This window comes from Maribacter luteus, from assembly GCF_009674825.1.
Taxonomy (GTDB): domain Bacteria; phylum Bacteroidota; class Bacteroidia; order Flavobacteriales; family Flavobacteriaceae; genus Maribacter_A; species Maribacter_A luteus.
The window spans coordinates 463,677-489,143 of record NZ_WKJH01000001.1 but is presented as its reverse complement, the minus strand read 5'-3'; the positions used below and the strand labels follow the sequence as shown (position 1 = coordinate 489,143).

26 protein-coding genes are annotated in these 25,467 nt (G+C 38.1%); 11 read left to right on the top strand and 15 right to left on the bottom strand.

What is annotated here, in order from left to right; all coding sequences use genetic code 11:
* Positions 1 to 105: 105 nt before the first annotated feature.
* From GJ691_RS02020 to GJ691_RS02000, 5 genes are all read right to left on the bottom strand, one after another.
* On the bottom strand, positions 106 to 1,017 hold the full coding sequence (locus GJ691_RS02020) for a hypothetical protein (RefSeq protein ID WP_154363230.1): 912 nt from the start codon (positions 1,015 to 1,017) through the stop codon (positions 106 to 108).
* A gap of 88 nt (positions 1,018 to 1,105) precedes the next feature.
* A complete protein-coding gene (locus tag GJ691_RS02015) occupies positions 1,106 to 1,828 on the bottom strand; it encodes a hypothetical protein (protein ID WP_154363228.1) in 723 nt (240 codons plus the stop codon).
* 10 nt (positions 1,829 to 1,838) lie between these two features.
* The gene (locus GJ691_RS02010; protein ID WP_154363226.1) at positions 1,839 to 2,243 is read right to left on the bottom strand and encodes a hypothetical protein; all 405 of its coding nucleotides are present in this window, start codon (positions 2,241 to 2,243) and stop codon (positions 1,839 to 1,841) included.
* A gap of 50 nt (positions 2,244 to 2,293) precedes the next feature.
* Positions 2,294 to 2,761, bottom strand: coding sequence for a hypothetical protein (locus GJ691_RS02005; RefSeq protein ID WP_154363224.1), 468 nt, complete (start codon positions 2,759 to 2,761; stop codon positions 2,294 to 2,296).
* A 216-nt stretch (positions 2,762 to 2,977) separates the two neighbouring features.
* Entirely contained in the window at positions 2,978 to 3,514 is a 537-nt protein-coding gene (locus tag GJ691_RS02000; RefSeq protein ID WP_154363222.1) for a GNAT family N-acetyltransferase, read from the bottom strand.
* 336 nt (positions 3,515 to 3,850) lie between these two features.
* Here GJ691_RS02000 and GJ691_RS01995 point away from each other — a divergent pair, with 336 nt between their 5' ends.
* Positions 3,851 to 4,243: a putative signal transducing protein gene (locus GJ691_RS01995; RefSeq protein WP_154363220.1), complete on the top strand. Its 393-nt coding sequence runs from the start codon at positions 3,851 to 3,853 to the stop codon at positions 4,241 to 4,243.
* Between the two features lie 97 nt (positions 4,244 to 4,340).
* Here GJ691_RS01995 and GJ691_RS01990 read toward each other — a convergent pair whose 3' ends face one another.
* Positions 4,341 to 5,825 (bottom strand): ArnT family glycosyltransferase, encoded by a 1,485-nt coding sequence (locus GJ691_RS01990; protein WP_154363218.1) that lies wholly within the window; start codon positions 5,823 to 5,825, stop codon positions 4,341 to 4,343.
* 436 nt (positions 5,826 to 6,261) lie between these two features.
* Here GJ691_RS01990 and GJ691_RS01985 point away from each other — a divergent pair, with 436 nt between their 5' ends.
* Together GJ691_RS01985 and GJ691_RS01980 are read left to right on the top strand one after the other, a co-directional pair.
* Positions 6,262 to 6,840, top strand: a complete 579-nt coding sequence (locus GJ691_RS01985) for a hypothetical protein (RefSeq protein WP_154363216.1) — start codon at positions 6,262 to 6,264, stop codon at positions 6,838 to 6,840.
* Positions 6,841 to 6,845: 5 nt separating this feature from the next.
* Positions 6,846 to 8,288: a flotillin family protein gene (locus GJ691_RS01980; RefSeq protein WP_154363214.1), complete on the top strand. Its 1,443-nt coding sequence runs from the start codon at positions 6,846 to 6,848 to the stop codon at positions 8,286 to 8,288.
* A 145-nt stretch (positions 8,289 to 8,433) separates the two neighbouring features.
* Here GJ691_RS01980 and GJ691_RS01975 read toward each other — a convergent pair whose 3' ends face one another.
* The gene (locus GJ691_RS01975; RefSeq protein WP_154363212.1) at positions 8,434 to 9,933 is read right to left on the bottom strand and encodes an aminotransferase-like domain-containing protein; all 1,500 of its coding nucleotides are present in this window, start codon (positions 9,931 to 9,933) and stop codon (positions 8,434 to 8,436) included.
* Positions 9,934 to 10,030: 97 nt separating this feature from the next.
* Here GJ691_RS01975 and GJ691_RS01970 point away from each other — a divergent pair, with 97 nt between their 5' ends.
* The 3 genes from GJ691_RS01970 (at position 10,031) to GJ691_RS01960 (ending at position 13,404) form a co-directional block, all read left to right on the top strand.
* Positions 10,031 to 11,866, top strand: a complete 1,836-nt coding sequence (locus tag GJ691_RS01970; RefSeq protein WP_154363210.1) for a TonB-dependent receptor plug domain-containing protein — start codon at positions 10,031 to 10,033, stop codon at positions 11,864 to 11,866.
* Between the two features lie 117 nt (positions 11,867 to 11,983).
* A complete protein-coding gene (locus tag GJ691_RS01965) occupies positions 11,984 to 12,853 on the top strand; it encodes a cupin-like domain-containing protein (RefSeq protein ID WP_154363208.1) in 870 nt (289 codons plus the stop codon).
* A 56-nt stretch (positions 12,854 to 12,909) separates the two neighbouring features.
* Positions 12,910 to 13,404, top strand: coding sequence for a DUF6646 family protein (locus GJ691_RS01960; RefSeq protein ID WP_154363206.1), 495 nt, complete (start codon positions 12,910 to 12,912; stop codon positions 13,402 to 13,404).
* A gap of 51 nt (positions 13,405 to 13,455) precedes the next feature.
* Here the strand turns inward: GJ691_RS01960 and GJ691_RS01955 are convergent, their stop codons facing one another.
* From GJ691_RS01955 to GJ691_RS01945, 3 genes are all read right to left on the bottom strand, one after another.
* On the bottom strand, positions 13,456 to 13,932 hold the full coding sequence (locus GJ691_RS01955; protein ID WP_154363205.1) for a regulatory protein RecX: 477 nt from the start codon (positions 13,930 to 13,932) through the stop codon (positions 13,456 to 13,458).
* Between the two features lie 264 nt (positions 13,933 to 14,196).
* Positions 14,197 to 15,744, bottom strand: a complete 1,548-nt coding sequence (locus tag GJ691_RS01950; RefSeq protein ID WP_179955000.1) for an Rne/Rng family ribonuclease — start codon at positions 15,742 to 15,744, stop codon at positions 14,197 to 14,199.
* 270 nt (positions 15,745 to 16,014) lie between these two features.
* Positions 16,015 to 16,305 (bottom strand): HU family DNA-binding protein, encoded by a 291-nt coding sequence (locus GJ691_RS01945; RefSeq protein ID WP_013306152.1) that lies wholly within the window; start codon positions 16,303 to 16,305, stop codon positions 16,015 to 16,017.
* A 126-nt stretch (positions 16,306 to 16,431) separates the two neighbouring features.
* Between GJ691_RS01945 and mutY the strand changes: the two genes are divergently transcribed.
* The 4 genes from mutY to gldD are packed head-to-tail and all read left to right on the top strand — an operon-like array spanning position 16,432 to position 19,875.
* Positions 16,432 to 17,469, top strand: a complete 1,038-nt coding sequence (gene mutY, locus GJ691_RS01940) for an A/G-specific adenine glycosylase (RefSeq protein WP_154363203.1) — start codon at positions 16,432 to 16,434, stop codon at positions 17,467 to 17,469.
* Positions 17,470 to 17,494: 25 nt separating this feature from the next.
* Positions 17,495 to 17,977 (top strand): single-stranded DNA-binding protein, encoded by a 483-nt coding sequence (locus tag GJ691_RS01935; RefSeq protein ID WP_154363201.1) that lies wholly within the window; start codon positions 17,495 to 17,497, stop codon positions 17,975 to 17,977.
* Between the two features lie 25 nt (positions 17,978 to 18,002).
* Positions 18,003 to 19,331: a gliding motility-associated protein GldE gene (locus tag GJ691_RS01930; RefSeq protein ID WP_218944417.1), complete on the top strand. Its 1,329-nt coding sequence runs from the start codon at positions 18,003 to 18,005 to the stop codon at positions 19,329 to 19,331.
* Positions 19,321 to 19,875: a gliding motility lipoprotein GldD gene (gldD, locus tag GJ691_RS01925; RefSeq protein ID WP_154363199.1), complete on the top strand. Its 555-nt coding sequence runs from the start codon at positions 19,321 to 19,323 to the stop codon at positions 19,873 to 19,875. Before GJ691_RS01930 ends, gldD begins: the two co-directional genes overlap by 11 nt.
* 25 nt (positions 19,876 to 19,900) lie before the next feature.
* On the opposite strand, the gene GJ691_RS01920 is transcribed toward gldD, so the two are convergent.
* From GJ691_RS01920 to GJ691_RS01910, 3 genes are read right to left on the bottom strand one after another with little or no spacing between them, the layout of a single operon-like run.
* Positions 19,901 to 20,335, bottom strand: a complete 435-nt coding sequence (locus tag GJ691_RS01920; protein ID WP_154363197.1) for a hypothetical protein — start codon at positions 20,333 to 20,335, stop codon at positions 19,901 to 19,903.
* On the bottom strand, positions 20,332 to 20,763 hold the full coding sequence (locus GJ691_RS01915) for a heavy-metal-associated domain-containing protein (protein ID WP_154363196.1): 432 nt from the start codon (positions 20,761 to 20,763) through the stop codon (positions 20,332 to 20,334). Before GJ691_RS01915 ends, GJ691_RS01920 begins: the two co-directional genes overlap by 4 nt.
* Positions 20,751 to 21,476, bottom strand: coding sequence for a hypothetical protein (locus GJ691_RS01910; RefSeq protein ID WP_179954999.1), 726 nt, complete (start codon positions 21,474 to 21,476; stop codon positions 20,751 to 20,753). Before GJ691_RS01910 ends, GJ691_RS01915 begins: the two co-directional genes overlap by 13 nt.
* Before the next feature lie 92 nt (positions 21,477 to 21,568).
* Here GJ691_RS01910 and GJ691_RS01905 point away from each other — a divergent pair, with 92 nt between their 5' ends.
* Entirely contained in the window at positions 21,569 to 22,453 is an 885-nt protein-coding gene (locus GJ691_RS01905; protein ID WP_179954998.1) for an EamA family transporter, read from the top strand.
* A gap of 82 nt (positions 22,454 to 22,535) precedes the next feature.
* Here the strand turns inward: GJ691_RS01905 and GJ691_RS01900 are convergent, their stop codons facing one another.
* On the bottom strand, positions 22,536 to 23,972 hold the full coding sequence (locus GJ691_RS01900) for an insulinase family protein (protein ID WP_154363194.1): 1,437 nt from the start codon (positions 23,970 to 23,972) through the stop codon (positions 22,536 to 22,538).
* A 6-nt stretch (positions 23,973 to 23,978) separates the two neighbouring features.
* Positions 23,979 to 25,301, bottom strand: coding sequence for a M16 family metallopeptidase (locus GJ691_RS01895; RefSeq protein ID WP_154363192.1), 1,323 nt, complete (start codon positions 25,299 to 25,301; stop codon positions 23,979 to 23,981).
* Positions 25,302 to 25,467 lie beyond the last annotated feature (166 nt).

Here is a 25,467-nt window from a genome sequence, read left to right as displayed (position 1 = left end):
CTTCCAATCAATCATTATACATAATTTATGGGCTCTTTCTCTATTGCACGAGCGTGACGCTCGTGCCAGCGGGGGGGATACATGCCATAACAGTATCGACTTAAACTACCTTAATTTATTAAGTTGCTCTAACATTTTATAATATTCATTCGGAAATTCTTGACGAAATAATTTTCCAAAATCCTCATAATGTTCTCGACCAGAATCGATGCGTAATGAAATAAACTTAAATATTGATTCGGTTGTTTCAACTAATTTATAAGATGGCAATTCGGTCTTGATTAAATTTCTATAGAAGTCAAATCCATCAATAAATTCTTTACCCTTTGTTTGTTGATTCATCCATCGCCTTACCTCTGGGTTCATTGCATGTACATTACAGATATTAAAGAATTGACGCCAAGAAATAATTAAGGAATCGAAAATTGATTTTCTGTTTTTTGTTGATCTGAACATTGGGCTAAATAACAAAAACGGAAGTAAACCGCCTGACCTATATTTTTTGCGACTTGAGATTAATATTATATCGTGATTTCCCATAGTATAATTCCACATATCGGTATACGAATTAATATTTATAGATTCTTTTTTGACTATTAAAAAAATACCGAAATGTAGCCAACTGGGCGCTAAATAAAACAAAAGGGATGGCCACCAAAACCAATCATAATCGACTATAATCGTTTTGTTTGATTTTAATTGTTTGATCTCTCTTTTATCATTGTGCCATATTGTGACTCCGTACTTTTTAATAAATGATATATTTCTGTTTATTTTTCTCTGTGGTTGTTTAAATTTTGAAAAATAGGGTTTAGATAATGTATCGTTCAGCCACAAATACAAAACCCTTTCATCTTCCATTCCTCGATATACCTGTATTTCATGTTTTGCCAATTTTCCATTTGATACTTGAAAATCAGATAAAAATTCCCTTTGTAATTGAGTTATTAGCAACAAAAGAAGCATAAAGGCTCCCGATAAAAATGCCCATCTAGGACTCCACCAAAAAGAAACCATAATTATCTTAATTTATTTAATTCTTCTATTAATAATTGATTTTCAGAAGGAAACTCCTCGCGCTAGCGGGGGTTATGATTTGTTTTTTCTACTTATTTCTTTTCGTTAATCTTTGAGTCAATTCCTTAATCCCTTCAGCCCAAGAAGGAACGTAATAATCATTGCCATTTATTTGATGATTAATAAACTGGATAACTCCGTTTATCGTTATTAGTAAAAGGGTAAAACCTGATATTATGGTTATAAAATATGCCGCTATCTTACCGAAAAGATACCTAAAACTACTATCGACACCATATATATGAATGTCGTTGATAGAGACAAAATTGCTTCTATTATCAAAATCCCCTGCTTTGTTCAGAATCAATTTCACATTCATGCCCCTAAGTTTCTCGGCAGATAGCTTTTTGGGCAATTGAACCTTATAATCTTTTGTGCTGTCCAAAAGGCCTCTTGCATTTAAAATGTTTATGAGTCTTTCCCACTTTTCTGAAGGGTTCTGTGCATCATAGGCCAAATGGATCTTTAATGAATCTAAAAGCATATCTACTTCAATATATTTAGGTTTTCTGTTAGTTGTGTCATATGCAATCTTTATAGGAAGGGAGTCATACACCTTGTTTCCCAATACAAAACTTTTACCTTCATGTTCCATTCTTATCGTTAATTCCATCGATGAAACTTCTTTAAAATGATAGGTAATGCCTACATCGTCCATTTTTCTGATGAAATCAGGCCCAAATTTGAATGTAAATACCGCGGCTATAACAATATATAAAATGGTCAATATCATGAATCTTGATTCCTTCATTTTTCGATTCTTACAAAAACTTGCCCTCTTTTTTAATATATTTTATCTTATCGACTTTGAACGGAAAACGTGCCAAAGGTGTCCTTTCTTCCCATATTTCTTCGATTTCATCTTCTTGGACAACAATACTGGCGTCATCTTTTCGATAGGGAAACCCAAAATAATCATAAGCGGCAAAATCAAGAGTGTTCAAATTCAATCTTACTTTATGTTCGTCCTTTAATACCTCATCTTGGGAAATCGTGAAAACAAAATCTTTGTATTTGGCTTTTGTATGAACTATATAAGCCGACTTAATAGATTTTTCTCTATCTCCAATTGATTTTTCATAATACCCATCTTTTTTGTTGAAGTCACAATTTTCTGCCAAAGGATTACTTGTGATTAAATAAAATCCTTTGGTTTTACTCAACATCTTGCATTCAATGCTTTTAAACAAACAATAATAACCTGATCTAAAAACCATTATTCTATTTTTACAAACTGTAAGTTCTGACCTACTTTTTGTAGTCGTGCCACAAGAACTTCAGTGCCGTCATTAAAAACTTCAAAAATTTCAGCTCCTTCAATAAATTCTACTTCATTTGTCAAATGCCATTCAGGAGCACCTAGCCTTCCACTTTTCCCTGCACTAAATCCATGTGCAGTAAATGGATATTCATACATTGCATAAGTACCTCCAGAAGGGATTACGACAGATTTAGTTTCCTTGGATGTGAATCTAATCACACCACAACTTCCGTCCGCAATAAAAAATTCAGTTCCAGGATAGTCTAGGCGTAATCCATTATATAAGTCTTCAAATGATTCCAAGTGTTTGGCATCGGCAGCTTTTGTAATATATCCTTTTCTATTTTTAATAATTCCTTTGGTTCCTATATTCTTTTCAATGTCACTTTTTGATATAACTTTTTGCAACGTTAAAATTAACATTTCGTTATAATTTATTCGATGAGTTGCACGTATTTTTTTAACATTTATATTTATACTAATCGTAAATCAAATAGCATTTATTGTGTAGTGCAAGTCTTATTAATTTTTGTATTAAGTGTTTCATTGCCCGGTACTTGGGCATTGGCTGTATTTTCAGTAAGAAAAAGTGTTGTATTCAAAGGAACGGAAAACGTTTTGGGATTGTGGGGTGAAAAGTCAAAAGGTTCCCAAACCAATCAATTTCCATTCTTGCCCTCCCGAGATATGGGTACTTAAAAGTTTGAATCCGACCGAGTAATGGGCCTGTAAAGAACGTTTGTTCTTGGCATCTACCTCGGTAATAATCTGTTCATATTCGGATTTTAGGGTATTTTGCATGGTTTGGTATAGGCTTCGGAAAATCCCTTTTTTACGGTAATCCTTATCCACACATACCTGACCCATGGCGATATAGTTCCCGATATTAGGGATCCTTGTTTCGATGATATCGAACATAGGTCTCAAGACCTCTATTTCATTGGAAAATTCAGGGTGCATGCATAAGGCATAGCCCACTACTTTACCCCCATCCTTGGCAATGATATGCGGACATACATCATTCATTCGCTTTAAGATGTCAAAGCTGTGGGAAACGGTAACAAAGCCTTCTTTGAGTTGTTCTTCTTTTGGAACATTGGTATATAAATTACGTTGTTGCAATGCCAAAATCCGATTCAGTTCACTTTCCTCTGAAGCCCTTTTGTAAACGACCATGGCAAGAAATTTTATTAAAGGTAATAAATTTGATACATGACTCTTTGTAAACGCTTCAAGGTGTGGGTTTAGTTAGTGCAATACAAGATATTATTGCTTATTTTAACGGGCGTTTTCTTATCGATTGCCTCATCAAATAAATGTTGTGTCGATTTTGGGAATAGGAGGGTAAAACCATTATGGAAAAGATTGGGCAATCTGGGTTAAACGGCCATTCCATTCTTTACCCAATGGTTCCGGCAGGTAAGGAACGTTTTCGGTTTTGTTTACATGCTTAAAATATGAAGGAAGAAATAAAGAAGGAATTACTGGTATTGAAAAAGTATCTTTAAGCCTATGGAAGAAAGATTTTATATTCTGGCTTCTTTTGAATTTGTTGCCGATGTGCAAATATTGAAAGGAAAACTGGAATCAGAGGGTATACCGGTTTTTTTGAAGGACGAAAACACTTTGAATTCGGACCCCTTGATCAGTCATGCCATAGGCGGGGTTAAATTACAGGTTTATGCCAAGGATAAGGAAAGGGCCTTGGAAATTTATAACGAGGTTCGGGCCTACGCTATTGACCATGAAGGTAATCCTATTGTTTGCCCCAATTGCAAAGCCCGGAAATCGGAAGCCTATTATGGGCGGAAAACCTTATTTTACAAACTATTCCCCTTTTTTGAGGAGAAAAAATACAAATGCCTGAATTGTGGAATAATAACCAAACCGGATAAGCATGTTTAGCTTATTTGTTACTGGAATTTAGACAGCAGCGGAAAACGATGAGATATCCAATGTAATGAATACAATATTCGAACCGAAGACAAAAACCATTTGGTGATCAAAGGCGCTGTAAAATCTCCGCGTTTTCCACAGTAGCATGTACTTTATAATGCTTTAGTAAATATGCATCGATATATTCATTCTGCTGAACTTCCTTTTTATCAAATACCCGCTTGTTCTTTCGGGTAACTATTGTTTTAGGTTGAAGGGTTTCCATGATATACCTTAGTTCTTCCATCGAAGTTACCCTTGGGTTATTATGAAAAGGGAACAGCTCGTCACGACATATATTACTCGGATGGGTAGCCGCTTTCGTGGGTGGTTTGGCATTCAATCCCCAATATCCTATATGGTATCCCAGAAAAAGGATGTTTTGGGTGTCTAGATGGTTTTCTTGAATATATTTGGGCACCGATATACCTTCCCCATTGAAAAAAGTATCCCGTTGGTATTTGTTTTGGACAATATTGATATACTCCAAATACGTTTCCATGGGTATCAATAATAGAATGAAAAGATAATAAGGCTTCCATTTAAAACTTTTGAAAAATTCCAATTCACTGATAGCCATAACTACCAAAAGCAATAGCATGGGATGAAGTTGGATCAAATAATGGCCATTGATCCGTCCGCCTTTATAAAAAGCGAACAATACCCCGACAATGGCAACAAGTAGATATTGTACAGGTATTAGTTTAAAATTGAGTAGTTTCCTTTTCCAAGCAAAAACAAAAAAGCCGGTCAAGACTACATATACAGGTGCTAATTTAAGAATGGAATATCTGCGTGCACTTATATAGGCTACAGGAGCCTCGAAGACCGATGACACCCACAACCCGTGACTTCCTTGTATATAATAAGGTAATAATGTCAAGGCAATGATCAGCAAGATACCCGAACCATATAACCCGGCATAACCAATGGCTTTGATCCAACCTTGTTTTTTATAATGGTCATAGTATATATAAAACCCGAGGAACAATAGGGCATAGGCAATGTTCATTTTGGTCATAACGGCGATGCCCATAAGTAATCCCGCAAGGAAGGTCGTTTCCCATTTTTTGAACTTTATCAAGAGGTATAATCCCGGCATAAAGAAGGCCATACAAATATGTTCGGACATTACCCCTTGTAAGCTTCCGAACAGGGAAAGTAAAATCACTGTAGCGATTGCTGCCCATAAACCTGCTTTTTTGGAATGGGCCTCTTGGCCGATCTTATAAGTGAAAAATGCGGTACTGGTGACCAGTAGTACGCCAAGCAAACGAATGGCGATAAAGCTTTTTCCGAACACATAGATGATAGCGGCAAAAACAAGGAAAGTGATGGGGGGTTTTAAATCCCAAAGTTCGGTGTAGGGCAAATGGCCCTCTACCCATGATTGCCCCATAAGAATAAAGGTACTTTCATCCCGGTCAATATAATCCCTAAAGAAAAAGGGGAGACGAATAAAGAGTGAAACGCAGGTTATAATCAAAAAAACCGTTCTTTCCTTTAGTTCGGCATGGTTCTTCAAAATAGAATTTATAAGCGTGTACGACATGTATTTTATGGGGATTGATTCCCATACTCGCAAGATATATATAATACCAAATGATTCGTAAAAGAAACCTAAATAAAGTGATTTTTTTTAGATGGAATAAAGAATCCAAATTCAGCCAAAGTTAGGGTTTTATATACAATGTTCGCTACGAGAGAGGCTTTTACCGATCCAAATACTGTTGATGTTGTTATATGTACGTGGTGAACCATTCTTGGGGATGCTTTGGACAAAAGGATAATCGATAAAATATTCTATAACAAACCATCGTTACTTACTACATATAAGTTGAAAGTAATCGAATTTCAAAAATGAAAATATACAGGTGATAATCGTAAGTTTTGGAGGAAATGCAGTCTCGGTTTTACTTTCCGCTCAATGAATAGGATTATTCTTATTAAATTCAGTACCTTTCTTATACCAACTTAAAATCATGATTATGGAACAATGGTTTGCCGCATTGACTTCGTTTGAAAAAATATATTGGATCGTCGCTATTAGTGCTTCTATTGTATTATTGGTCCTCATGGCCATGACCTTTTTAGGGGGTGATGTGGATGATTTAAGTGGAGATGTTGATGTGGATATCGACGGGGATACAGGTATAGATTTCCAATTTCTGTCCTTTAAGAATTTAATGGGTTTCTTCACCATTTTCGGTTGGGTGGGTATCGCTTGTTTGGAAAGCGGGTATTCCAAGGCAATAATCATTATCGTTTCTGTAGTCTGTGGTCTGTTGATGATGTTGGCCATGGCTTCGCTGTTCTATTATTTAAGCAAAATGCAAAGTAGCGGAACCTTAAAGCTGAAAAATGCCCTTAACCAAATCGGGGAGGTATATCTGACCATAGGCGCTAAAAGGTCCACCATAGGTAAAGTAAGTATTAACGTGCAAGGAACGTTACGGGAACTCGATGCGCTTACCGAAGAAGATAAAGACCTTCATCAAGGTGATGTGGTCAAGGTCAAGGAAGTTACCGATAACGGAATATTGATTGTTCAACTCTTAAATAAATAACCAAAATGTTATTAGTACCATTACAATTGGGCGCAGGCGCCTCATTGCTGGCCATTGGCTTTGCAATTCTTTTCTTTTTCATCATCATTATTTCATTTATACGAAGGTATAAGCGTTGTCCGTCTGACCGTATTCTTGTGGTTTATGGTAAGGTAGGTACGGGTAATTCCGCCAAATGTATACATGGTGGAGCCGCATTTATTTGGCCGGTAATACAGGATTATGAGTTTTTGGATCTAACACCGATTTCGATAGAGGTTGATTTGGTCAACGCCTTGAGTAAGCAGAACATTCGTGTCAACGTTCCTTCCCGATTTACCATTGGTATTTCAACCGAACCGGGTATTATGCAAAATGCCGCAGAACGATTATTGGGATTGGGCATGCAAGAAGTACAGGACTTGGCGAAAGAGATAATTTTTGGGCAATTACGTTTGGTGGTCGCTTCTATGGATATTGAGGAAATCAATTCCGATAGGGATAAGTTCTTGACCAATATTTCACAAAGTGTGGAATCCGAATTAAAGAAAGTGGGTCTAAAATTGATCAACGTGAACATCACCGATATCGTTGACGAATCGGGTTATATTGAAGCTTTAGGTAAAGAGGCAGCAGCCCATGCCATAAACGCTGCCCGTAAATCGGTAGCTGAGAAGAACAGGGATGGTTCTATTGGTGAGGCCAATGCCGTACAGGATGAACGAACCCAAGTGGCCGCTGCGAACGCAAAGGCCGTAGAAGGAGAGAACGTTGCAAAAATAGATGTTGCGAATTCCGACTCCTTAAGGAGACAGCGAGAGGCCGAGGCCGAACGTACCGCAATAGCTGCGGAAAAAGTTCAAGCAGCGAAAGCATTGGAAGAATCGTATGCTGCTGAAAAGGATGCTGAGATTGCCAGGGCAGAAAGGGAGCGTAGTTCACAAATGGCGGATATCGTGGTACCTGCGGAAATAGATAAGAAAAAAGTAGAGATCGATGCCGAAGCAGAAGCTGAAATGATTCGTCGTAAGGCCCGTGGTGAAGCCGATGCGATCTTTGCCAAAGCAGAAGCAGAAGCAAAAGGTTTATATGAGATCTTGACCAAACAGGCCGAAGGTCTGGATAGGATCGTGAAAGCAGCTGGAAACGATCCAAAAGACGCAGTATTATTATTGGTTGCCGATAAACTTCCTGAGCTCGTTAAAACCCAGGCAGAGGCTATTAAAAACATTAAGATCGATAAGGTTACGGTTTGGGATTCTGGTGCTAAGACGTCTGATGGAAAGGGCTCTACGGCCAATTTTATATCTGGTATGTATAAATCAGTGCCACCACTCCAGGAAATGTTCAACATGGCAGGAATGCAATTGCCAGAGTATTTAAAAGGAAAAGATATTGTTGATGGGACCGTGGTCGAAGAAGATGAATCGAACAAAAAAGAAGTATTAAAAGATGATTCAGAAGAATAATTAATGATTGTTCTTCTAGTGGATATAAGCCTAGTTGCCATGCAAAGCAACTAGGTTTTTTTGTTCAAGGAAGGCTTTCGCTAAAAAAATCAATCAATAACAAAAGATATGCTCAGGAAAATCGAATCTGAAAAAATTGGATTTCCTAAGCAAGACCAATGACCTTATTATAGGCACTTTTCAACTTTTTGATTACAATTTCGATTTCTTCTTCATTTAAATGCCCAAAACCAAAACGAATGGCACAAGTGTTTTTATCTTGATATAAAATGGTTTTTGGCAAGAATAAATCTAATTTCGCGGCTTCTTCGGCAAGTTTCACCAACGATATGGTTTCTATAAATTGCAACCATATGGCCAAACCGCCTAAGGGCATTTCCCAAGTAATGATGTTTTCAAAATAGTCCTGTAAAAAAAGGCACAAACTATCGCGACGTTGTTTGTAAGTGACGATGTTTTTTTTCTTGAGTCTATATATTTCTCCTTCGGAAATAAGTTCGGAAAGCATTTGTTCTTGTATTAAATCACCTTGTTTATCCAATAATTGTAAATAGTTTTTAGCTTCGGAAATCAAGTTTTCCGGTGCTACTACAAAGCCTGTATGAAAACTTGGAAATAACGACTGCCCCAATTTACCCAGATAAATGACCATTCCGTTGGCATCGGCACTTGCCATGGGTAACATAGCAGATCCTTCATATTGAAAATCGTGGTCATGATCATCCTCGATAATCGCAAATCCATGCGTCTTTGCCAATTGTAATAATTGTAATCGCCGTTTTGCACTCAACGTTACTGTTGTAGGGTAATCCCTATTGGCGCAAACATACACACAGCGAATACTTCCTTTTACAAAATGCTTTTTTATATACTCTATATTCAAACCTTCATTATCTACGGGAATAGTCCTAATCGCTGCACCGGCTTGTTGAAAAATCATGTTAGCGGCATAATTGCTCAACTGCCCAACCAACACCAGATCACCCTGTTTGATTAATAATTGTGAGACTATATACAGACTCATTTCCGTACTACGTGTATTTACTAAATTATTTGGTTTTATATGAAACCCTCGTGTGGCATTGAGATAATTACAAAGTTGTGTACTAAAAATCGATGGGGTCAACGCATTGGTTCTATTCCACTTATTAATTAATGGTTTTCGTTTCATGGCTGCACTATACCATCTTGAAAATTGATGCACAGGATGCAAACGTAAATCTGGTTTACCGTCGCCCAGCGTAAATTTCAAAGAAGTTTCTTCTGTTGTCGAAGCCAAATGAAATGATTGTTGAAAAGGAAAACCGGCTACTTTCGGATACGTATAGGCCTGTTGGATATGTTGGGCCGGTGCCTTGATTTTTACCGTGGATTCTTCTGGCACCAAAACAAAAGTCCCTCTGTTGGCGATAATGTCTACCCAACCTTGTGAGGCCAATTCATCGTAAATGGCAACAGCGGTATTGCGATGAACGTTTAATAACTGACTTAATACACGGGTTCCCGGTAGCTTGCTGCCTTTTTCCAAGTAGCCACGTTGTATCGCATTTATGACTTGTTGTGCCACTTGTATGTAAACAGGTTGCACAATCGTTTTGTCGTAAGTGACAAGTTGTTTTAATATTTGACTAACCGGACTATTCATTGTTTTAAAACTGGACTAGTTTAATCGTCCGGAAAATTACGACTTTTGCAGAATAAAATTAAATGATGCAATAACGACCATTGCAAAACACAAGAAGATGAAAAATTCAATCTTATTATATACATTTTTACTGATCAGCGCCTTTCGATTACATGCTCAACAAGAAGAGTCCATGATGAAAATTGATTCCTTAAGTGAAGTCGTGGTTACCTCAAATCGAATTGATCTTCCTTTCAAAGAAAATTCCAGGACCATAAATATCGTTTCGGCGACAGATATTGAAAATAGTTCTGCCGTTACCATTGCGGATTTATTACAGCAAGTTGCCGGTGTTGATATCAGAAGACGGGGTACTGGCGGAAGTCAGGCCGATTTATTCATTAGAGGTGGTGGTTTTGACCAGACACTCTTATTAATCGATGGTATTAAAATGGACGATGCCCAAACAGGGCACCATACCATGAATGCTTCCTTACCACTTGAAGTTATTGAGCGTATAGAAATTATAAAAGGTCCTGCAGCCAGGGTTTTTGGGCAAAACGCTTTTACGGGAGCTATTAATATCGTTACTAAATCCAACTTGGATAATTCCGTTACCGCAAATCTTGAAGCCGGTTCTTTTGGTCAGCTTAATGGTTCTGTAACCGTTGGGTCCGAATTAGAGAATTCAACACATATTTTCCATGCCGGGAAAATGACTTCTGAAGGTTATAGAAACAATTCGGATTACGACAATTCAAATTATTTCTTAAAAAGTGTTTTCAATAAAAATGCACAACCTATTGAAATGATAGCGACTTTCTTTGATAAAAAATTCGGTGCCGAGAATTTCTACACGCCTAGTAGCTGGGGTTTTAATGAATATGAAGAAACTCAAAATAGCTTAGTCGCATTAACGACCACTTTTATGTCCGAAAAACTGAAAATCCAACCACGGATCTATTGGAAACGGAATCAAGATATGTTCTTATTACAACGGGATGACCCTGATTTTTTCAGGAATTTCCATATTTCAAATAAAATCGGTGCTGAAGCCAATGCCGCTTATACCTCTAAATTAGGAATTACGGGATTTGGTATCGATATGTCAAAAGTGTATCTGCGAAGCAATAATTTAGGCCAACGTAATCGTTTTATGACCACCTTGTTTTTAGAACATAGATTTCAATTGGCGGACAGTCGTTTAGATATTACGCCTGGGGTCGCTATGACCTATTATTCGGATTTTAAATTCAATGCCTTTCCCGGTCTGGATATTGGTTTTGATATTACCAACAAACTTAAGGTTTATGGAAATATTGGTTATACCTATAGAATTCCGACTTATACTGATTTGTATTATAACGGAGGAGGAAGTGCTGGCAATCCGGATTTAGAACCCGAAGAAGCTTTAGCACAAGAATTGGGAATTAAATATGTTGCACCCAAAATTGCGGCAAGTATTTCGGTTTTTAATAGGGATGCCACAAATCTTATCGATTATATAAGACCAAATACAGATGTCGAAACCTTTACGGCAACCAACATCACCGAGGTCAATACGAAAGGATTTGAATTTGATGCTTCTTATAATTTTAAGTTAAGTAACTTCAATCAAACCTTGGCAATTGGTTATGCTTTTTTAGATGACAATATTTTAGACCAAAACGAAGAATTATCCCGTTACTCATTAAACACGTTGAAACATCATTTTACAACCCGGTTAAGTACGCAATTATTTAAAAATGTACGTCAGAATATCGTTTACAAATACGCCGAGCGTACTACTGGGCAAACTTACAATGTTTGGGATGCTTCTATTTTATTGCAATTGAAACAAGTTGAATTCTCAGTAACCGCAAGCAATATTTTTGATGCCGAATATATTGAGTCTGGCTTTACACCAATGCCACCAAGTAATGTGTTGTTTGGATTGCGTTACAGTTTTAAATAACGATCATAATTTAGACATTTCTTAGGGTCATTGTCACGATGTGATTTCTGAAAGGGTTTTTGAATACCTATTTTAAGAGATTTCATACATTTGTGGGATAATTCAACCCAATTAAACTTGAACTTAAACGAAATACCTCGGGTAAAGACCATTACCAAAGAAGCGTTTATAAAATCGTATTATAAACCGCAAAAACCGGTTGTTATTGAACGGTTCATCGAGGATTGGCCGGCCTATTCCAAATGGGATTTGGAATATATGCGAAAGGTTGCTGGGGAAAAGGAAGTTCCTTTGTACGATGATCGACCCGTGCATCACGAGGATGGGTTTAATGAGCCCCATGCCAAGATGAAGATGTCCGATTACATAGATCTGCTTCAAAAAGAGCCTACCAAGTACCGTATTTTCCTTTGGAATATCTTGAAGGAAGTTCCACGATTGCAAGAGGATTTTACCTATCCTGATTTTGGGCTTCGATTAATGAGAACCTTACCCATGCTTTTCTTTGGTGGCCGGGATTCATATACATTTATGCATTTTGATATTGATCTGGCCAATATTTTCCATTTTCATTTCGAGGGTAAGAAAGAATGCATTTTGTTTCCGCAATCGGAAAGTAAATACCTATATAAAGTCCCACATTCCTTGATTACCCATGAAAGTATAGATTTTGCGAATCCTGATTTTACGAAATGGCCGGCCTTAAAACAGGCAAATGGTTATAAGACCCATTTGAACCATGGGGAACTTTTGTATATTCCAGAAGGTTACTGGCATTATATGCGGTATGTGACCCCTGGTTTTTCAATGAGTTTACGTTCTATTGCCAAGAATCCCAAAAATCTATTCTCTGCCTTTTACAACGTAATAGTAATGCGAAGTTATGATGGGATCATGCGAAAAATACAAGGGCAAAAATGGATTGATTGGAAGAACCAACAGGCCGTTCAGCGAACAAATAGGAATGTGCATGGTGCAATCAAATAAGATTGGATATATTTGCCGCTCAAAAATTTATACATTAACCATTAAGATTATTAAAAATGAAAAAAGCAATAGTTGTTATAGCTATGATTTTGGGTGTTTCTTTTGTAAATGCACAAGCATTTGAAGGAAAGGATGACACTAAATTTCAAATCGGGGCCAACTTTCAAGAAAACGGTACCGGAATCGTGGTAACTTATGATTACGGAATGGGTGAAAACTTCTCAATTGGCGCAACATCGTCCTATATTTTGGGCGTTGAGGAAGTTATTGATGCTGATTTTGGCAATAGATTCGACCTAAAAGTAAGATTCAATGCAAACCTTGGTAGCGTAATGCAATTACCAAGCAATGTTGATGTTTATCCAGGTCTGAACTTAGGATTAAAGAATTTTGGAGGGCACTTAGGTACCCGTTATTTCTTTAGTGATGGTTTTGGTTTGTTCGCAGAGGCATCAGTGCCATTCGCAAAATATAAATCCGACGATTTAACTTTAGCGGAAGAATTACACAATCAATTTGTGTTTAGTATAGGGGCTACTTTTAACCTATAATAAGGTTTTAAAGATTAAAAAGGGACGAATGTTTTGGTATTCGTCCCTTTTTTATTTGATTAGTTCAGTGATTTTTTCATACACCAAATAACTTTCCCAACCGCGGTAAAGTAGGTAATCGGCCAGTTTGCGTCTTCGTTTTTGAATATCGGTTTCCCTTATTGAATTTAGCCTTTTTTTAGCAAGGTTATCCAAGGTTTCCAAATACAGGGCGTCATCGATTTCCGCTAAGGCGGATTTGATATTGTAACTGGAAATATGTCGTTGTTTCAGCTCGTTCACGATTCTATTCCTGCCCCATTTCTTTATGTTGAACTTGCCTCTTGCAAAGCTTTGGGCAAAGCGTTCCTCGTTCAAATAATTCTCTTGGATCAAATGGGTTATAATTTGATCTATGGCCTCCGGAATCATGCGCATCTCCTTTAGTTTTGAGGTTACATCTTTATGGCAACGTTCCTGATAGGCACAATAGCGTTCCAGTTTTTTGGTCGCTTCTGATAATGTATATGAATCTGTTTTTTTGAACAAAATTAAAAATTGGTTTTACAAGATTTAAAACGCATAAATGGATTTCAGAAATTAGTCTTTGAATTATCTATTTACAATGCAAGATATAATCATTTGCTATCGGATTAAAGTTTATTCAAACAAAAAAAGCGACTCCGTTGCCGAAGTCGCTTTAAAATTTAAATCTTTAGGTTATTTCTGTCTAAAGACCCTGTCATTTATCGTCAGGGTTAGTGCTGCCATTTGTTTTTCCGTATATCATGTACAAGGAAAAACGGGGTTGCACTAATATATTGTTTTGCCGTTCTTATCCTTAAAACGGAATTCTAGATACGTATAAGCATCCCTAGGCTGGATCTTGATCCATTTCTTATGCTCCAAAAACCATTTAGTACGGATTGATGGAAAACCTTTAGTAAGGTAAGCCGCAATAAAAGGATGTATGTTCAAAGTGATCTTACTGTCCTTTTTAGGGCCTTTCAAAAGTTTTTCTAGGTCTACGTTTATTTTGTCTATTAAAACAATCGGAGCTTCTACTTCTTGACCCGCTCTATTGGGGTCCACTTCCGTTGTTTTAATATTCATTTCGGGACGTACCCGTTGTCTGGTGATCTGTACAAGACCAAATTTACTGGGCGGCAATATTTTGTGCTTGGCCCGATCATCTTTCATTTCATCACGAAGATGATCAAAAAGCTTTCTTCTATGGGGTGCTTTTACCATATCTATGAAGTCGATAACGATAATTCCTCCCATATCGCGAAGGCGTAATTGTCTTGCTATCTCCGAAGCGGCCAGCATGTTAACCTCTAAAGCGGTATCTTCTTGATTTTTTGCTTTATTGGATCGGTTACCACTGTTAACGTCTATGACGTGCAATGCTTCGGTATGTTCTATGATCAAATAGGCTCCTTTGCTCATTGTGGCCGTGCGGCCGAAAGAAGTTTTTATTTGTCTTTCTATTCCGAATTTTTCGAATATAGGAACGGTTGAGCTGTAAAGCTTGACCATAGATTCCTTGCCTGGAGCAATTTCTTGTACATAATCATGGACCTGGTTATAAAGCGTCTGGTCATCTACATGTATACCTGTAAAGGAATCGTTGAAAACGTCCCTTAAGATACTTGATGCCCTATTGAGTTCTACCAATACTTTGGATGGTGTCGGTGCTTTATACAATTTTTTACACATTGCTGACCATTTGTTCAGCAAGTTTTCTAGATCCTTGTCCAGTTCGGCGACTTTTTTACCTTCGGCGACTGTTCTGATGATAACTCCAAATCCTTTTGGTTTAATGCTCTTAACAAGCCTTTTCAACCTATCTTTTTCTTCTTTGCTTTCAATCTTTTGAGAGACCGAAACACGTTCGGAAAAAGGCACCATGACCAAATAGCGGCCGGCTAACGAAAGCTCGGAGCTGATTCTAGGTCCTTTGGTGGAAATGGGTTCTTTAACAATCTGTACTAATAAGGATTGGTTTGATTTAATGACATCATTTATGCTGCCATGTTTATCAATATCTTTTTCCAACGGAAAGTCTTTCAAGGAATAATCCTTGAGCTTCCCGGTACTCACTTGTTTTATGAATTTCAACATCGTGGATAATTGCGGCCCAAGGTCATGATAATGCAGAAAAGCATCTTTTTCATAACCTACATTAACAAAGGCTGCGTTAAGACCGGTAACGGGCTTCCTGACTTTGGCCAAAAATATATCGCCAACAGAAAAATCGTTATTATCTTCCTCTTTGTGTAACTCTGTGAGTTTTCCTTCTTTTAGTAAGGCAAAATCGACGGCGTTGGAACTAGATCGTACGATTAATTCTCTATTCACCTGATTTTATTTATATCTGTTATACCGCGAATAATGCGGTGAACAAATAGATTAAACAATAGTAGTCACAGGTTGTATAAACCCGTCGAAATTCTTTTTAGAATTTCTATGTCAATGAACGTATTAAACGAAAAAGTAGTTGAGAACAACTACTTTTTCTTGTGTCGGTTAGCTCTTCTACGCTTCTTGCGCTTGTGTGTAGCTACCTTATGTCTCTTTCTTTTCTTACCACTCGGCATAAAGTTCTTGTTTAAAGATTATTATTTTAGTTTATTTTACTTGTACGTTACTTTTAACACCTTCTACGAAAACCTTGGCAGGTTTAAACGCCGGAATGTTATGGGCCGGTATTTTAATAGTAGTGTTTTTAGAAATGTTCCTACCAGTTTTTTCCGCTCTGGTCTTTATAATAAAACTACCGAATCCTCTTAGGTAAACATTATCTCCACTTTCCAATGAAGTCTTTACCTCTTCCATGAAGGATTCAACAGTCGCCTGAACATCTCCTTTTTCGATTCCCAGTTTGTCTGAGATTTTCGATACAATTTCCGCTTTCGTCATTTTGTCAATTATATTATCTGTATATTTTTTCGGCTTGCAAATATATAAATTAAATTCATTCTTTTGCCCTAATCAACTAATTTTAAGTATATAAACAACTACTTTTATCATATAGTATTGATGTGTATGATTTTTTCCCTTAAAATTCTTCTTTGGTATCAAAAAAATAAGAGAAACCTACCTTGGAGAAAAACCAAGGACCCATATAGAATCTGGCTTTCAGAAATTATTCTGCAGCAAACAAGAGTGGCGCAAGGATTACCTTATTATGAGAGGTTTATCGAGCGGTTTCCAACGGTTCGGGACTTGGCAAATGCCCAGGAAAATGAGGTGCTTAAATTATGGCAAGGGCTAGGATATTATTCACGGGCCAGGAACCTTCATGCCACGGCAAAAATCGTCGTTGATGAATATAAAGGGGAATTTCCCAAGACATACAAAGGGCTTTTAAAACTGAAAGGTGTTGGGGATTATACGGCCAGTGCCATTGCTTCTATATGTTTCGATATTCCGGAACCTGTCGTAGATGGCAATGTTTACAGGGTGTTGGCTCGTTATTATGGTGTTGATATTCCGATAAACAGTTCTAAAGGTACCCGTTATTTTAAGGAATTGGCAAGAAAGGTCATGAATACCGAACAGATAAGGGATTATAATCAGGCTATAATGGAATTCGGTGCCATTCAATGTGCTCCAAAAAATCCCGATTGTACGGGCTGCCCCTTGAACGATGGTTGTCTGGCGCTACAACAAAACCAGATAGGTGAGCTCCCCAAAAAAATAAACAAGACCAAGGTCAGGAATAGATATTTCAACTACCTTGTTGTTGTAGACCCCAAGAACCGCACCTTGTTGCAACAGCGAAAAGGGAAGGGTATTTGGCAAAACCTATGGGAATTTCCTTTATTGGAGTCCAAGGAGGATATGGATGTACATGAACTGGAGCGCTCGTTTAATAAGGTGTTGGCCATTAATGAAACACCTGAAATTTATCACTTTAATTCGGAAAACATCGTACATAAGTTGTCGCACCAACATTTATACACTAAATTTTGGATTATAAAGACCGATACATTTTTAAAAGAAGGAGTGGGGTTTAACGAACTGAAGGATTATCCCGTACCGGTTTTGATAGCTGATTTTATTAAAACATTTAAAATTTAGTACTTTTGGGCATTAGATAAAAATTATGAGCGGAACATTGAATAAGGTAATGCTTATCGGGCATTTGGGAGACGAAGTGAAAATGCACTATTTTGAAGGTGGTGGGTGTATAGGAAGGTTTCCTATTGCGACCAACGAGACCTATACCAATAAACAGACCGGTGAACGGGTAACCAATACGGATTGGCATAATATCGTTATACGTAACAAGGCCGCTGAAATTTGTGAAAAGTATCTTAGTAAAGGAGATAAGATTTACGTTGAAGGGCGTTTAAAGAACCGACAATGGCAAGGTGAGGATGGTAATACACGTTATACCACCGAGGTGCATGTACAGGATTTCACGTTCCTAAGTACCAAAAAGGAAAGTATGGCGAATGCACAAGCAACTGGTCAACCATCACAACCTGCGCAGGCATCACAGCCAGTTCAAAATCAGGCACCGACCAAAGCTGCCGAACCTACGGCTTCGGTTGCACCTGAAGATGATGATGATTTGCCATTTTAACTCTATAAAACCTAAAATTTGACTGTTGGACCCTGAACCCCTTAGTTTTTCCCTGAACGCTATAGCTATGGAGGGTGCGTTTGTACTCAATATAACCATACTTATTATCCTATTGTTTTGTTCGGCCCTTATTTCAGGTGCCGAGGTGGCTTTTTTCGGTCTTTCGCCAACTGATGTCAACACCATTGAAGAGAAAAAGACAGCAAAAGGAAATATCATCGTAAAATTATTGGAGCGTCCCAAAAAATTATTGGCGACCATATTGATCACCAACAATGCCATCAATATCGGGGTTGTTCTTGTATTCAATATAATAGGGGACACCCTTTTTTCGAATATAAACTATCTGCTATTCAATTTTATTTCGGTTCGCTTTCTGTTGGAAGTCGTGGTTGCCACCTTTTTGATATTGATGTTCGGGGAAATTTTGCCTAAAGTCTATGCAAATAGGAACAGGATCAGTTTTTCCCATTTTATGGCTTATCCCCTTAAAGTGCTCGACTTCATTTTTTCTCCTTTGAGTTTGCCCATGCGGTCATCTACCATATACCTGAACAATAAATTGGGTACCCATAAATCCAGTCTAAGTGTAGATCATTTGTCCCAAGCTTTGGAACTGACATCAGAAGGGGATACCACGAAAGAAGAGCAAAGGTTGTTGGAAGGTATCGTCTCATTCGGTAATACGGATACCAAACAGGTAATGCGGCCACGGATCGATTTGTTCGCATTGAGCGAGGATATGAAATTTCCCGATGTGCTTAGTGAGATTAAAAAACAGGGATATTCCAGGATACCGGTCTTTTCCGAAAATATGGATAATGTCCTAGGAGTGCTCTATGTTAAAGATCTTTTGCCTTATATAGATCGTAAGTCGTTCAATTGGATATCGCTTATTAGAGACCCTTATTTTGTTCCTGAGAACAAGAAATTGGATGATCTTTTATTGGAATTTCAAGAAAAGAAAAACCATTTGGCGGTTGTCGTCGATGAATATGGTGGTACCTCTGGAATCGTTACACTCGAGGATATTATCGAGGAAATCGTAGGTGATATCAGTGATGAGTTCGATGATGAGGATTTGGTGTATTCCAAATTGGATGATTATAATTACGTGTTCGATGGAAAAACGGCCCTTAAAGACTTTTATAGGGTAGTAAAGATTGAAGATGAAGATATCTTTGAGGAACAAAAAGGGGAATCTGAGACCATAGCCGGTTTTGTTCTTGAAATCGCCGGGGCGTTTCCTAAAAAAGGTGAAAAAATAGTATTTAAAAATTATGGATTCGTTGTTGAGAGTCTTGACAAAAAAAGATTGAAACAAATAAAAGTGATCTTGCCAAATGAGAATTAAGAGTATTCTTTTTGTATTGTTTTCTATGTTGATTTTCGAAAGCTGCCAGGAAGAGGTGATTCCCAAACCTAAGGCCAAGTTGCGATTGGAGTATCCCATAACGGATTACTCCGTGATTGAAACGGACCATTTCAAATTCTTGAAGAACCAGATCAGTATTTTGAAAAAACAGGATGGCAATGCCATGACCTTGGATTATCCTACCATGAAGGGATCTCTTTTCATTACCTATAAAGATGTGAACAATGATATAGGTAAACTTTTGACAGATGCCCAAAGGTTATCCATAGAGCATTCGGCAAAGGCCGACGGAATCTTGCCACACCCTTTCGTGAATGAAAAGGACAACGTATACGGTATGTTCTTTGAAGTTGTTGGTGATGCCGCATCCCAAGCCCAATTCTATGTTACCGATAGTACGGAACACTTTGTTACGGGCTCCCTGTATTTTTACACCAAGCCCAATTACGATTCCATTTATCCGGCAGCGTCTTATTTACAGGACGACATTAAGAAGTTCATGGAAAGCATTCGTTGGGAATAGCCTAAAAAAATAGCTGTCCGTTCTTTTACTCTTCTTTTCCTAGAAGTTTTTCGGCATTGGCTATACTGGTGTTGATCTGTTCCCTTAGGGCCTTCACCTTTTCTTCTTCCTCGTCTAGCCAAATTTGTTTTTCTTCGGTCAATGCCTTCCCGTTTAAGATCTCATCGGAATCGAATCTACTTCCAAAACCTTGCATCCAATCCATCATGGCCTTATGCGCATCTTGCAGCCCTTTTCGCGCCTCTTGGTACTGCATCCCTATTTCGGTGCTATCTTCCTTACTGCTTAATTCACCGACCATTTTGCCCATTACGCTCATTTTGGGCATTACCTCGTCATGAATGGCCATGACCTTATCCATTTGTTCGCTAGATACTTCTGTAGCTTCTTTTTTTTGATCCTTGCAAGAGATATTGCCTATTATAACTGCTAGTGCCAAAATGCCTAATAACTTTTTCATTCTAATGGTTTTGTATTAATTGTTATATTTTTTATTGAGTATACATAGTCCTTCACCTTGGTGTTCGTGATGGTTTCTTGAATTATGTCCGGATTGGTTTTCGTCGGAATATATACCACCAATGCTTCGCCATTTTCATAGTTTACCTCAGCTGAATTGATGCCTTCCAGAAGTTGTAAGTTCTTTTGTATCGCATCGGCGCAACCGGCCTGACAGGCCATCCCTTCTATGGTAATGTTGGCTAAGGCCGTTAAGCTGTCAGGTTGAGGTTGTTTTGCTTGTTTGTCCCTAAGGCTTGTACAGCCAACAAGAAGTATAGCGGTAAGTATAAAAAACAAGCTGCGCATTGGTAAAGTATCTTTTTTCAAAAATACATAATACCGAATTGATTTATCCGATATTGTTGGCCGATATTTCAACGAAGCCATTTTTTGGATGTTAGAAAATATAAAGTAAATCCTGAAAGGATAGTTATTAATCCGAAAATAGAGAATATCCGAAGCAACCAATTATTAAGGTTGTCACGTTCCTGATAATCCATCGTATGCATCATCCATAGAAAATCGAAAATACGCCATTTTTGGCTTCTAAATGTCTGTACGTTCGCATGATCTTGGGAAACATAAACCGTTGTGTTGGCCGGGGCATCGAATGTTATAGCATAGGCCGGTAGCGGTCTTCCTCTATATTCGTGATGGGCATTGGTCTCGGTAATAAGTTCTGTATGGGTTACCTCGGCCGTTACGTTCAATTTTTGCCGTGCGATTTTGATGGCATCATCTGTATTCAAGGGCAATCTGGTTTTTCCGTTGATTGCATTAATGAGTTTGGTATTTGTTCCCTCATTACTTTTAAATACCATTTCGTAAAACGGTTTATCCAAGATGGAAACAACCTTTAAGGATAGCAATGAGTCATTTGCACCCAAATGATGGTGAACAAATGAAGAAGGGGAAACTAAGTCTTTTTCAAAATTTAAAATAGGGTTCCCGCTCTTTAAATTATCACCGCGGATCTCATCAATGTTCGTCCAGCTAAAATAGAGTCCGCCCAAGGTCCAAAAGAAAAATTGGATTCCCAATATCAAACCTAGATAACGGTGCCATTTTCTTGTAAGATGTGTTATTTTGTATTTCCTCACTTACTTTTCTGATAATTCAATATAAGTTTAAAATTACATATAAATCGAGCAAAAATCGATTCTAAAGTTTCACTTTTGCAAAAAAAATATTTGTGAACGAAAATATTAAAAAATGGATATATCTCACCATACTTTCCTTGGTATGGGGCTCTTCTTTCATATTGATTAAAAAGGCATTGCTTGGGCTTTCCGCTTTTCAGTTAGGAGGGTTACGTATTGTTTTCGCATCTTCATTTCTGTTCATTTTCGGTTATCGAAGCTTATGGAAATTGTCCTTGACGGATTGGAAATGGATTTTGATCGCAGGTTTGTTGAGTTCTTTTTTTCCTCCTTTTTTGTTTGCCATAGCGCAGACCCAACTAGATAGTGGGGTCACCTCCATATTCAATTCCGTGGTACCTTTGCTGACTACATTGGTGGGTATTGCGTTGTTCGGTCTGGTGATTACCAAAAGGCAACTTTTGGGTGTGTTTATTGGGCTGTTGGGGGCATTGGCCTTGATTGTTTCAGGTATGGAGTTCGACCCCGACCAAAATTATTGGTATTCGGTTTTTATTTTACTATCAACTTTGGGATATGCTTTTAACATCAACATCATAAAAAGGCATTTGGGACATTTAAGTCCGTTGGCTGTAACAACCGGTAGTTTCGCCGTTGCGTTCGTTCCTGCTTTGGCGATAGTGGCCTATTCCGGTTTTTTTAGTGAAATAGGCCAGCAAATTGAAATGCAACATGCCATGTGGTTTTTGGTGATTTTGGCGGTACTCGGAACAGCTATGGCTAATATCCTGTTCAATAAATTAATTTATATATCAAGTCCGGTCTTTGCAGCTTCGGTCACCTACGTAATCCCAATTGTTGCTGTTCTGTGGGGAGTTTGGGATGGGGAACTGATCAATGTATATCAATTGCTCGGAGGTTTGATCATACTGCTTGGTGTGTATTTGGTGAACCGTAAAAAAAAGACCGCCAAGTAAACATGGCGGTCCAATAGATTGAATTAATGACCATCGAAAAATATAAAGATGGTTGTCCGTACTTAACTTTTCTAAATAGCGGTCAATAACTTGTTTTTTCAGTTGCTTTGGCGAATTTGTCGTAAAATTTGACAGGAATTTTTTTGCCATTGAAGGTGACTTTTTCGAGGTTCTCCAACACTTCACTCCCTTTTCCCGTTACTACGACTCTAACACTATCGATGTTCATGTATTTTTGTGCGGCTTTTTGCACATCTTCCTTGGTTACGGCATTTAATCGTTCTAAATACGTTTTGTAATAATCTTTGGGAAGTCCTTCGGTTTCAATATTCAGAGCATAACGGGCAATGGTTTCTGGTCTTTCCAATGCCAAAACGAAATTACCCACATATTTGGCTTTTGCATCTTTTAGCTCTTCGTCGGTCACAGGGGTTTTAACGATTTTGTCAATTTCTTTTAGGATCTCAACTACCGTGCTATCGGTGACCATATTACGTACCTGTGCACTAGCGGTAAAGGTTGAAGGCGCATATTTGTCATTGCCAATACTCGAGTATGAACCATAGGTATAAGCCTTGTCTTCCCTAAGGTTAAGGAACAAACGGGCCTGTGCACCACCACCAAGTATTTTATTGGCAAGAATAGCGGCAAGATAATCCTCATCTTTCATCTTAAGGTCTACCAAATTTTCGACAACCACTTCGGATTGTACGGCATTGGGCACATCAACAAAATTAATCTGTGTGTATTGTGCATTAGAGGGTTTTGAAAATTGAAAGGAAGGCGGAACGGCTTTTGTCCATGGGGTAAAGTATTCCTCAACCAAGCCTTTTACCTGTTCAAAATCCACATCACCAATAATTACCAAATAAGCATTTGCCGGTACGAAATAATCCTCATAAAATCGGATGACATCTTGAAGCGTAACGTTCTGAACACTTTCAGCGGTAACGAATTCACCATAAGGGTGGCTGGTTCCGTAGGCCAAGGCATTGGATACCCGATTGGAAATTGCTGAAACATCTTTTTCCTCTGTTTTTAATGAGGTTAGTATTTTTTGCTTTTCCTTTTCAAATTCCTCTTCCGTAAAATTTGGATTAATAGCGGAATCTGCCATTAGTTCAAAAATTCTTGGGAAGTATTTGGACAGTGAACCCGCAAAGGCGCTCTGGGATCCAAAACTGATTCTTGCCCCAAGAAAATCTACCTCTTCGTTGAAATCATCTTTCGGAATCGACTTGGAACCTTGACCTAAAAGAGCGGCCGTTAAAGAGGAAACCCCAGCCTTGTCCCCTTCGATGACCGGTGGGTTGTCTATAAGTAATTGTATAGATACGCGGGGTAATTTATGATTTTCGACCACTAAGACCTTGAGTCCGTTATTCATTTCGTAGTGTAAAGGCTCACTTAAATTTATTTCAGGGGCAGGACCCGGAGTGGGTATTTTACTTCTGTCGATTTGGGCTTGGACATTAAAAGCAATAAGGCCAAGTACCAATGTTATAAATAATCTTTTCATTGTTTATTAGTTTGCTGTTGCTTCTTCAGGTAGGTAATTTAACTCCACTCTTTGATTTGTGTTGAGGTATTTTTTGGAAACTTCCATAATTTCTTCCCTAGTTATGGATCTGTAAATGTCTATTTCATTATTGATCAAACTGGTATCATCATACAACATATAGTTTCTGGCCAAAGAATTGGCTATCCCTGTAATACTGCTGTTTGAATTTACGAACTGGTTCTCAAACTTATTTTGGAGCTTTTGATAGTCTTTTTCGGAAATCAATTCAGTTTTTATTTTTTCGATTTCCCCATCAATTTCACTTTTCAGATCTTCCAAAGAAGTTTCACCTACCGGAAGTGCGCCTACCACATAGGCTCCGTAATCTTCTTGTGAGCCATTGAAAGCAAATACCTGCAATGCTTTTTTTTCATCATCGACAAGTTTTTTGTAAAGTTTTGAACTTTTCCCGTCACTGAGGTACGTTGAGATCATGTCGAGCACATAAGCGTCCCTATTGGTTTGGGCCGGGGTTCTGTACCCGAGTAAAATTGCCGGTATTTGAATATTGGGGTCATGGTACTCCGCCTTGATCGTTGAGGTTATCGGATCCTCCACGAAAGTTTGTCGTTGAATTTCTTCCCCTTTAGGAATAGGACCGTAATAATCCTCGATCATTTTTTTGGTCTTTTCACGATCTATATCTCCCGCAACAACTAAAACGGCATTGTTGGGCACATAATATTTTTTGTTGAACAACTTAAAGTCTTCCAATGAGGCATTTGCCAAATGTTCCAAAGAGCCAATGGTCTGCCAACGATAAGGGTGCTTTTTGAACAGGTGTATGAACATTTGTTCGCGCCATCTCCCATAAGGTGAATTGTCATAGCGCATTCTACGTTCTTCTTGAACAACTTCACTCTGGGTGTCTACCCCGATTTTATTAATGATGGGGTGCATCATACGCTCCGATTCCATCCAAAGTCCTAATTCCAGATTGTTTGAAGGGAAAACCTCATAGTAATAGGTGCGGTCTTGCGTTGTGTTGGCGTTGTTTCGGCCTCCGTTGGAAGAAACTATTTTGAACCACTCTCCCCGTTCTATATTCTGGGTGCCCTCGAATAACAAATGTTCAAAAAAATGGGCGAATCCGGTTTTTTCCGGATTTTCATCTTTAGCACCTACGTGGTACATGACCGACGTGGTGACCACAGGGGCATTATTGTCTTGGTGTAAAATTACGTGCAGGCCATTGTCAAGGTCGTACTCTTCATAGGTAACCTCTTGTGCAGAGATCACCGATAATAGGAACAATGTCAATAAGCCCGAGATCAAAGGTGTTTTCATTCTCACAGGATTTTTAATTATTGGTCAGTGGATATTTGTTTTTAAAGCCAACGCTAATATAAATTTTTCAGCATAATGGAGGGGGAGTTCGGTTGTCTTTAACATGATTTTAAGCCGAATTGATTATAAAATCCTTATTTTAAGGGAATTAACCAAAAATAATGAA

What these genes read in the sequence shown, in the direction of transcription:
- GJ691_RS01975 (WP_154363212.1), bottom strand. Translation starts at nt 9,933, where the DNA reads ATGAATAGTCCGGTTAGTCAAATATTAAAACAACTTGTCACTTACGAC.
- GJ691_RS01900 (WP_154363194.1), bottom strand. Translation starts at nt 23,972, where the DNA reads ATGAAAAGATTATTTATAACATTGGTACTTGGCCTTATTGCTTTTAAT.
- mutY (WP_154363203.1), top strand. Translation starts at nt 16,432, where the DNA reads ATGATTTTTTCCCTTAAAATTCTTCTTTGGTATCAAAAAAATAAGAGA.
- GJ691_RS01985 (WP_154363216.1), top strand. Translation starts at nt 6,262, where the DNA reads ATGGAACAATGGTTTGCCGCATTGACTTCGTTTGAAAAAATATATTGG.
- GJ691_RS01945 (WP_013306152.1), bottom strand. Translation starts at nt 16,305, where the DNA reads ATGACGAAAGCGGAAATTGTATCGAAAATCTCAGACAAACTGGGAATC.
- GJ691_RS01960 (WP_154363206.1), top strand. Translation starts at nt 12,910, where the DNA reads ATGAAAAAAGCAATAGTTGTTATAGCTATGATTTTGGGTGTTTCTTTT.
- GJ691_RS01980 (WP_154363214.1), top strand. Translation starts at nt 6,846, where the DNA reads ATGTTATTAGTACCATTACAATTGGGCGCAGGCGCCTCATTGCTGGCC.
- GJ691_RS02005 (WP_154363224.1), bottom strand. Translation starts at nt 2,761, where the DNA reads ATGTTAATTTTAACGTTGCAAAAAGTTATATCAAAAAGTGACATTGAA.
- GJ691_RS02010 (WP_154363226.1), bottom strand. Translation starts at nt 2,243, where the DNA reads ATGTTGAGTAAAACCAAAGGATTTTATTTAATCACAAGTAATCCTTTG.
- GJ691_RS01970 (WP_154363210.1), top strand. Translation starts at nt 10,031, where the DNA reads ATGAAAAATTCAATCTTATTATATACATTTTTACTGATCAGCGCCTTT.
- GJ691_RS02000 (WP_154363222.1), bottom strand. Translation starts at nt 3,514, where the DNA reads ATGGTCGTTTACAAAAGGGCTTCAGAGGAAAGTGAACTGAATCGGATT.
- GJ691_RS01935 (WP_154363201.1), top strand. Translation starts at nt 17,495, where the DNA reads ATGAGCGGAACATTGAATAAGGTAATGCTTATCGGGCATTTGGGAGAC.
- gldD (WP_154363199.1), top strand. Translation starts at nt 19,321, where the DNA reads ATGAGAATTAAGAGTATTCTTTTTGTATTGTTTTCTATGTTGATTTTC.
- GJ691_RS01990 (WP_154363218.1), bottom strand. Translation starts at nt 5,825, where the DNA reads ATGTCGTACACGCTTATAAATTCTATTTTGAAGAACCATGCCGAACTA.
- GJ691_RS01995 (WP_154363220.1), top strand. Translation starts at nt 3,851, where the DNA reads ATGGAAGAAAGATTTTATATTCTGGCTTCTTTTGAATTTGTTGCCGAT.
- GJ691_RS01895 (WP_154363192.1), bottom strand. Translation starts at nt 25,301, where the DNA reads ATGAAAACACCTTTGATCTCGGGCTTATTGACATTGTTCCTATTATCG.
- GJ691_RS02020 (WP_154363230.1), bottom strand. Translation starts at nt 1,017, where the DNA reads ATGGTTTCTTTTTGGTGGAGTCCTAGATGGGCATTTTTATCGGGAGCC.
- GJ691_RS01920 (WP_154363197.1), bottom strand. Translation starts at nt 20,335, where the DNA reads ATGAAAAAGTTATTAGGCATTTTGGCACTAGCAGTTATAATAGGCAAT.
- GJ691_RS01915 (WP_154363196.1), bottom strand. Translation starts at nt 20,763, where the DNA reads ATGGCTTCGTTGAAATATCGGCCAACAATATCGGATAAATCAATTCGG.
- GJ691_RS02015 (WP_154363228.1), bottom strand. Translation starts at nt 1,828, where the DNA reads ATGAAGGAATCAAGATTCATGATATTGACCATTTTATATATTGTTATA.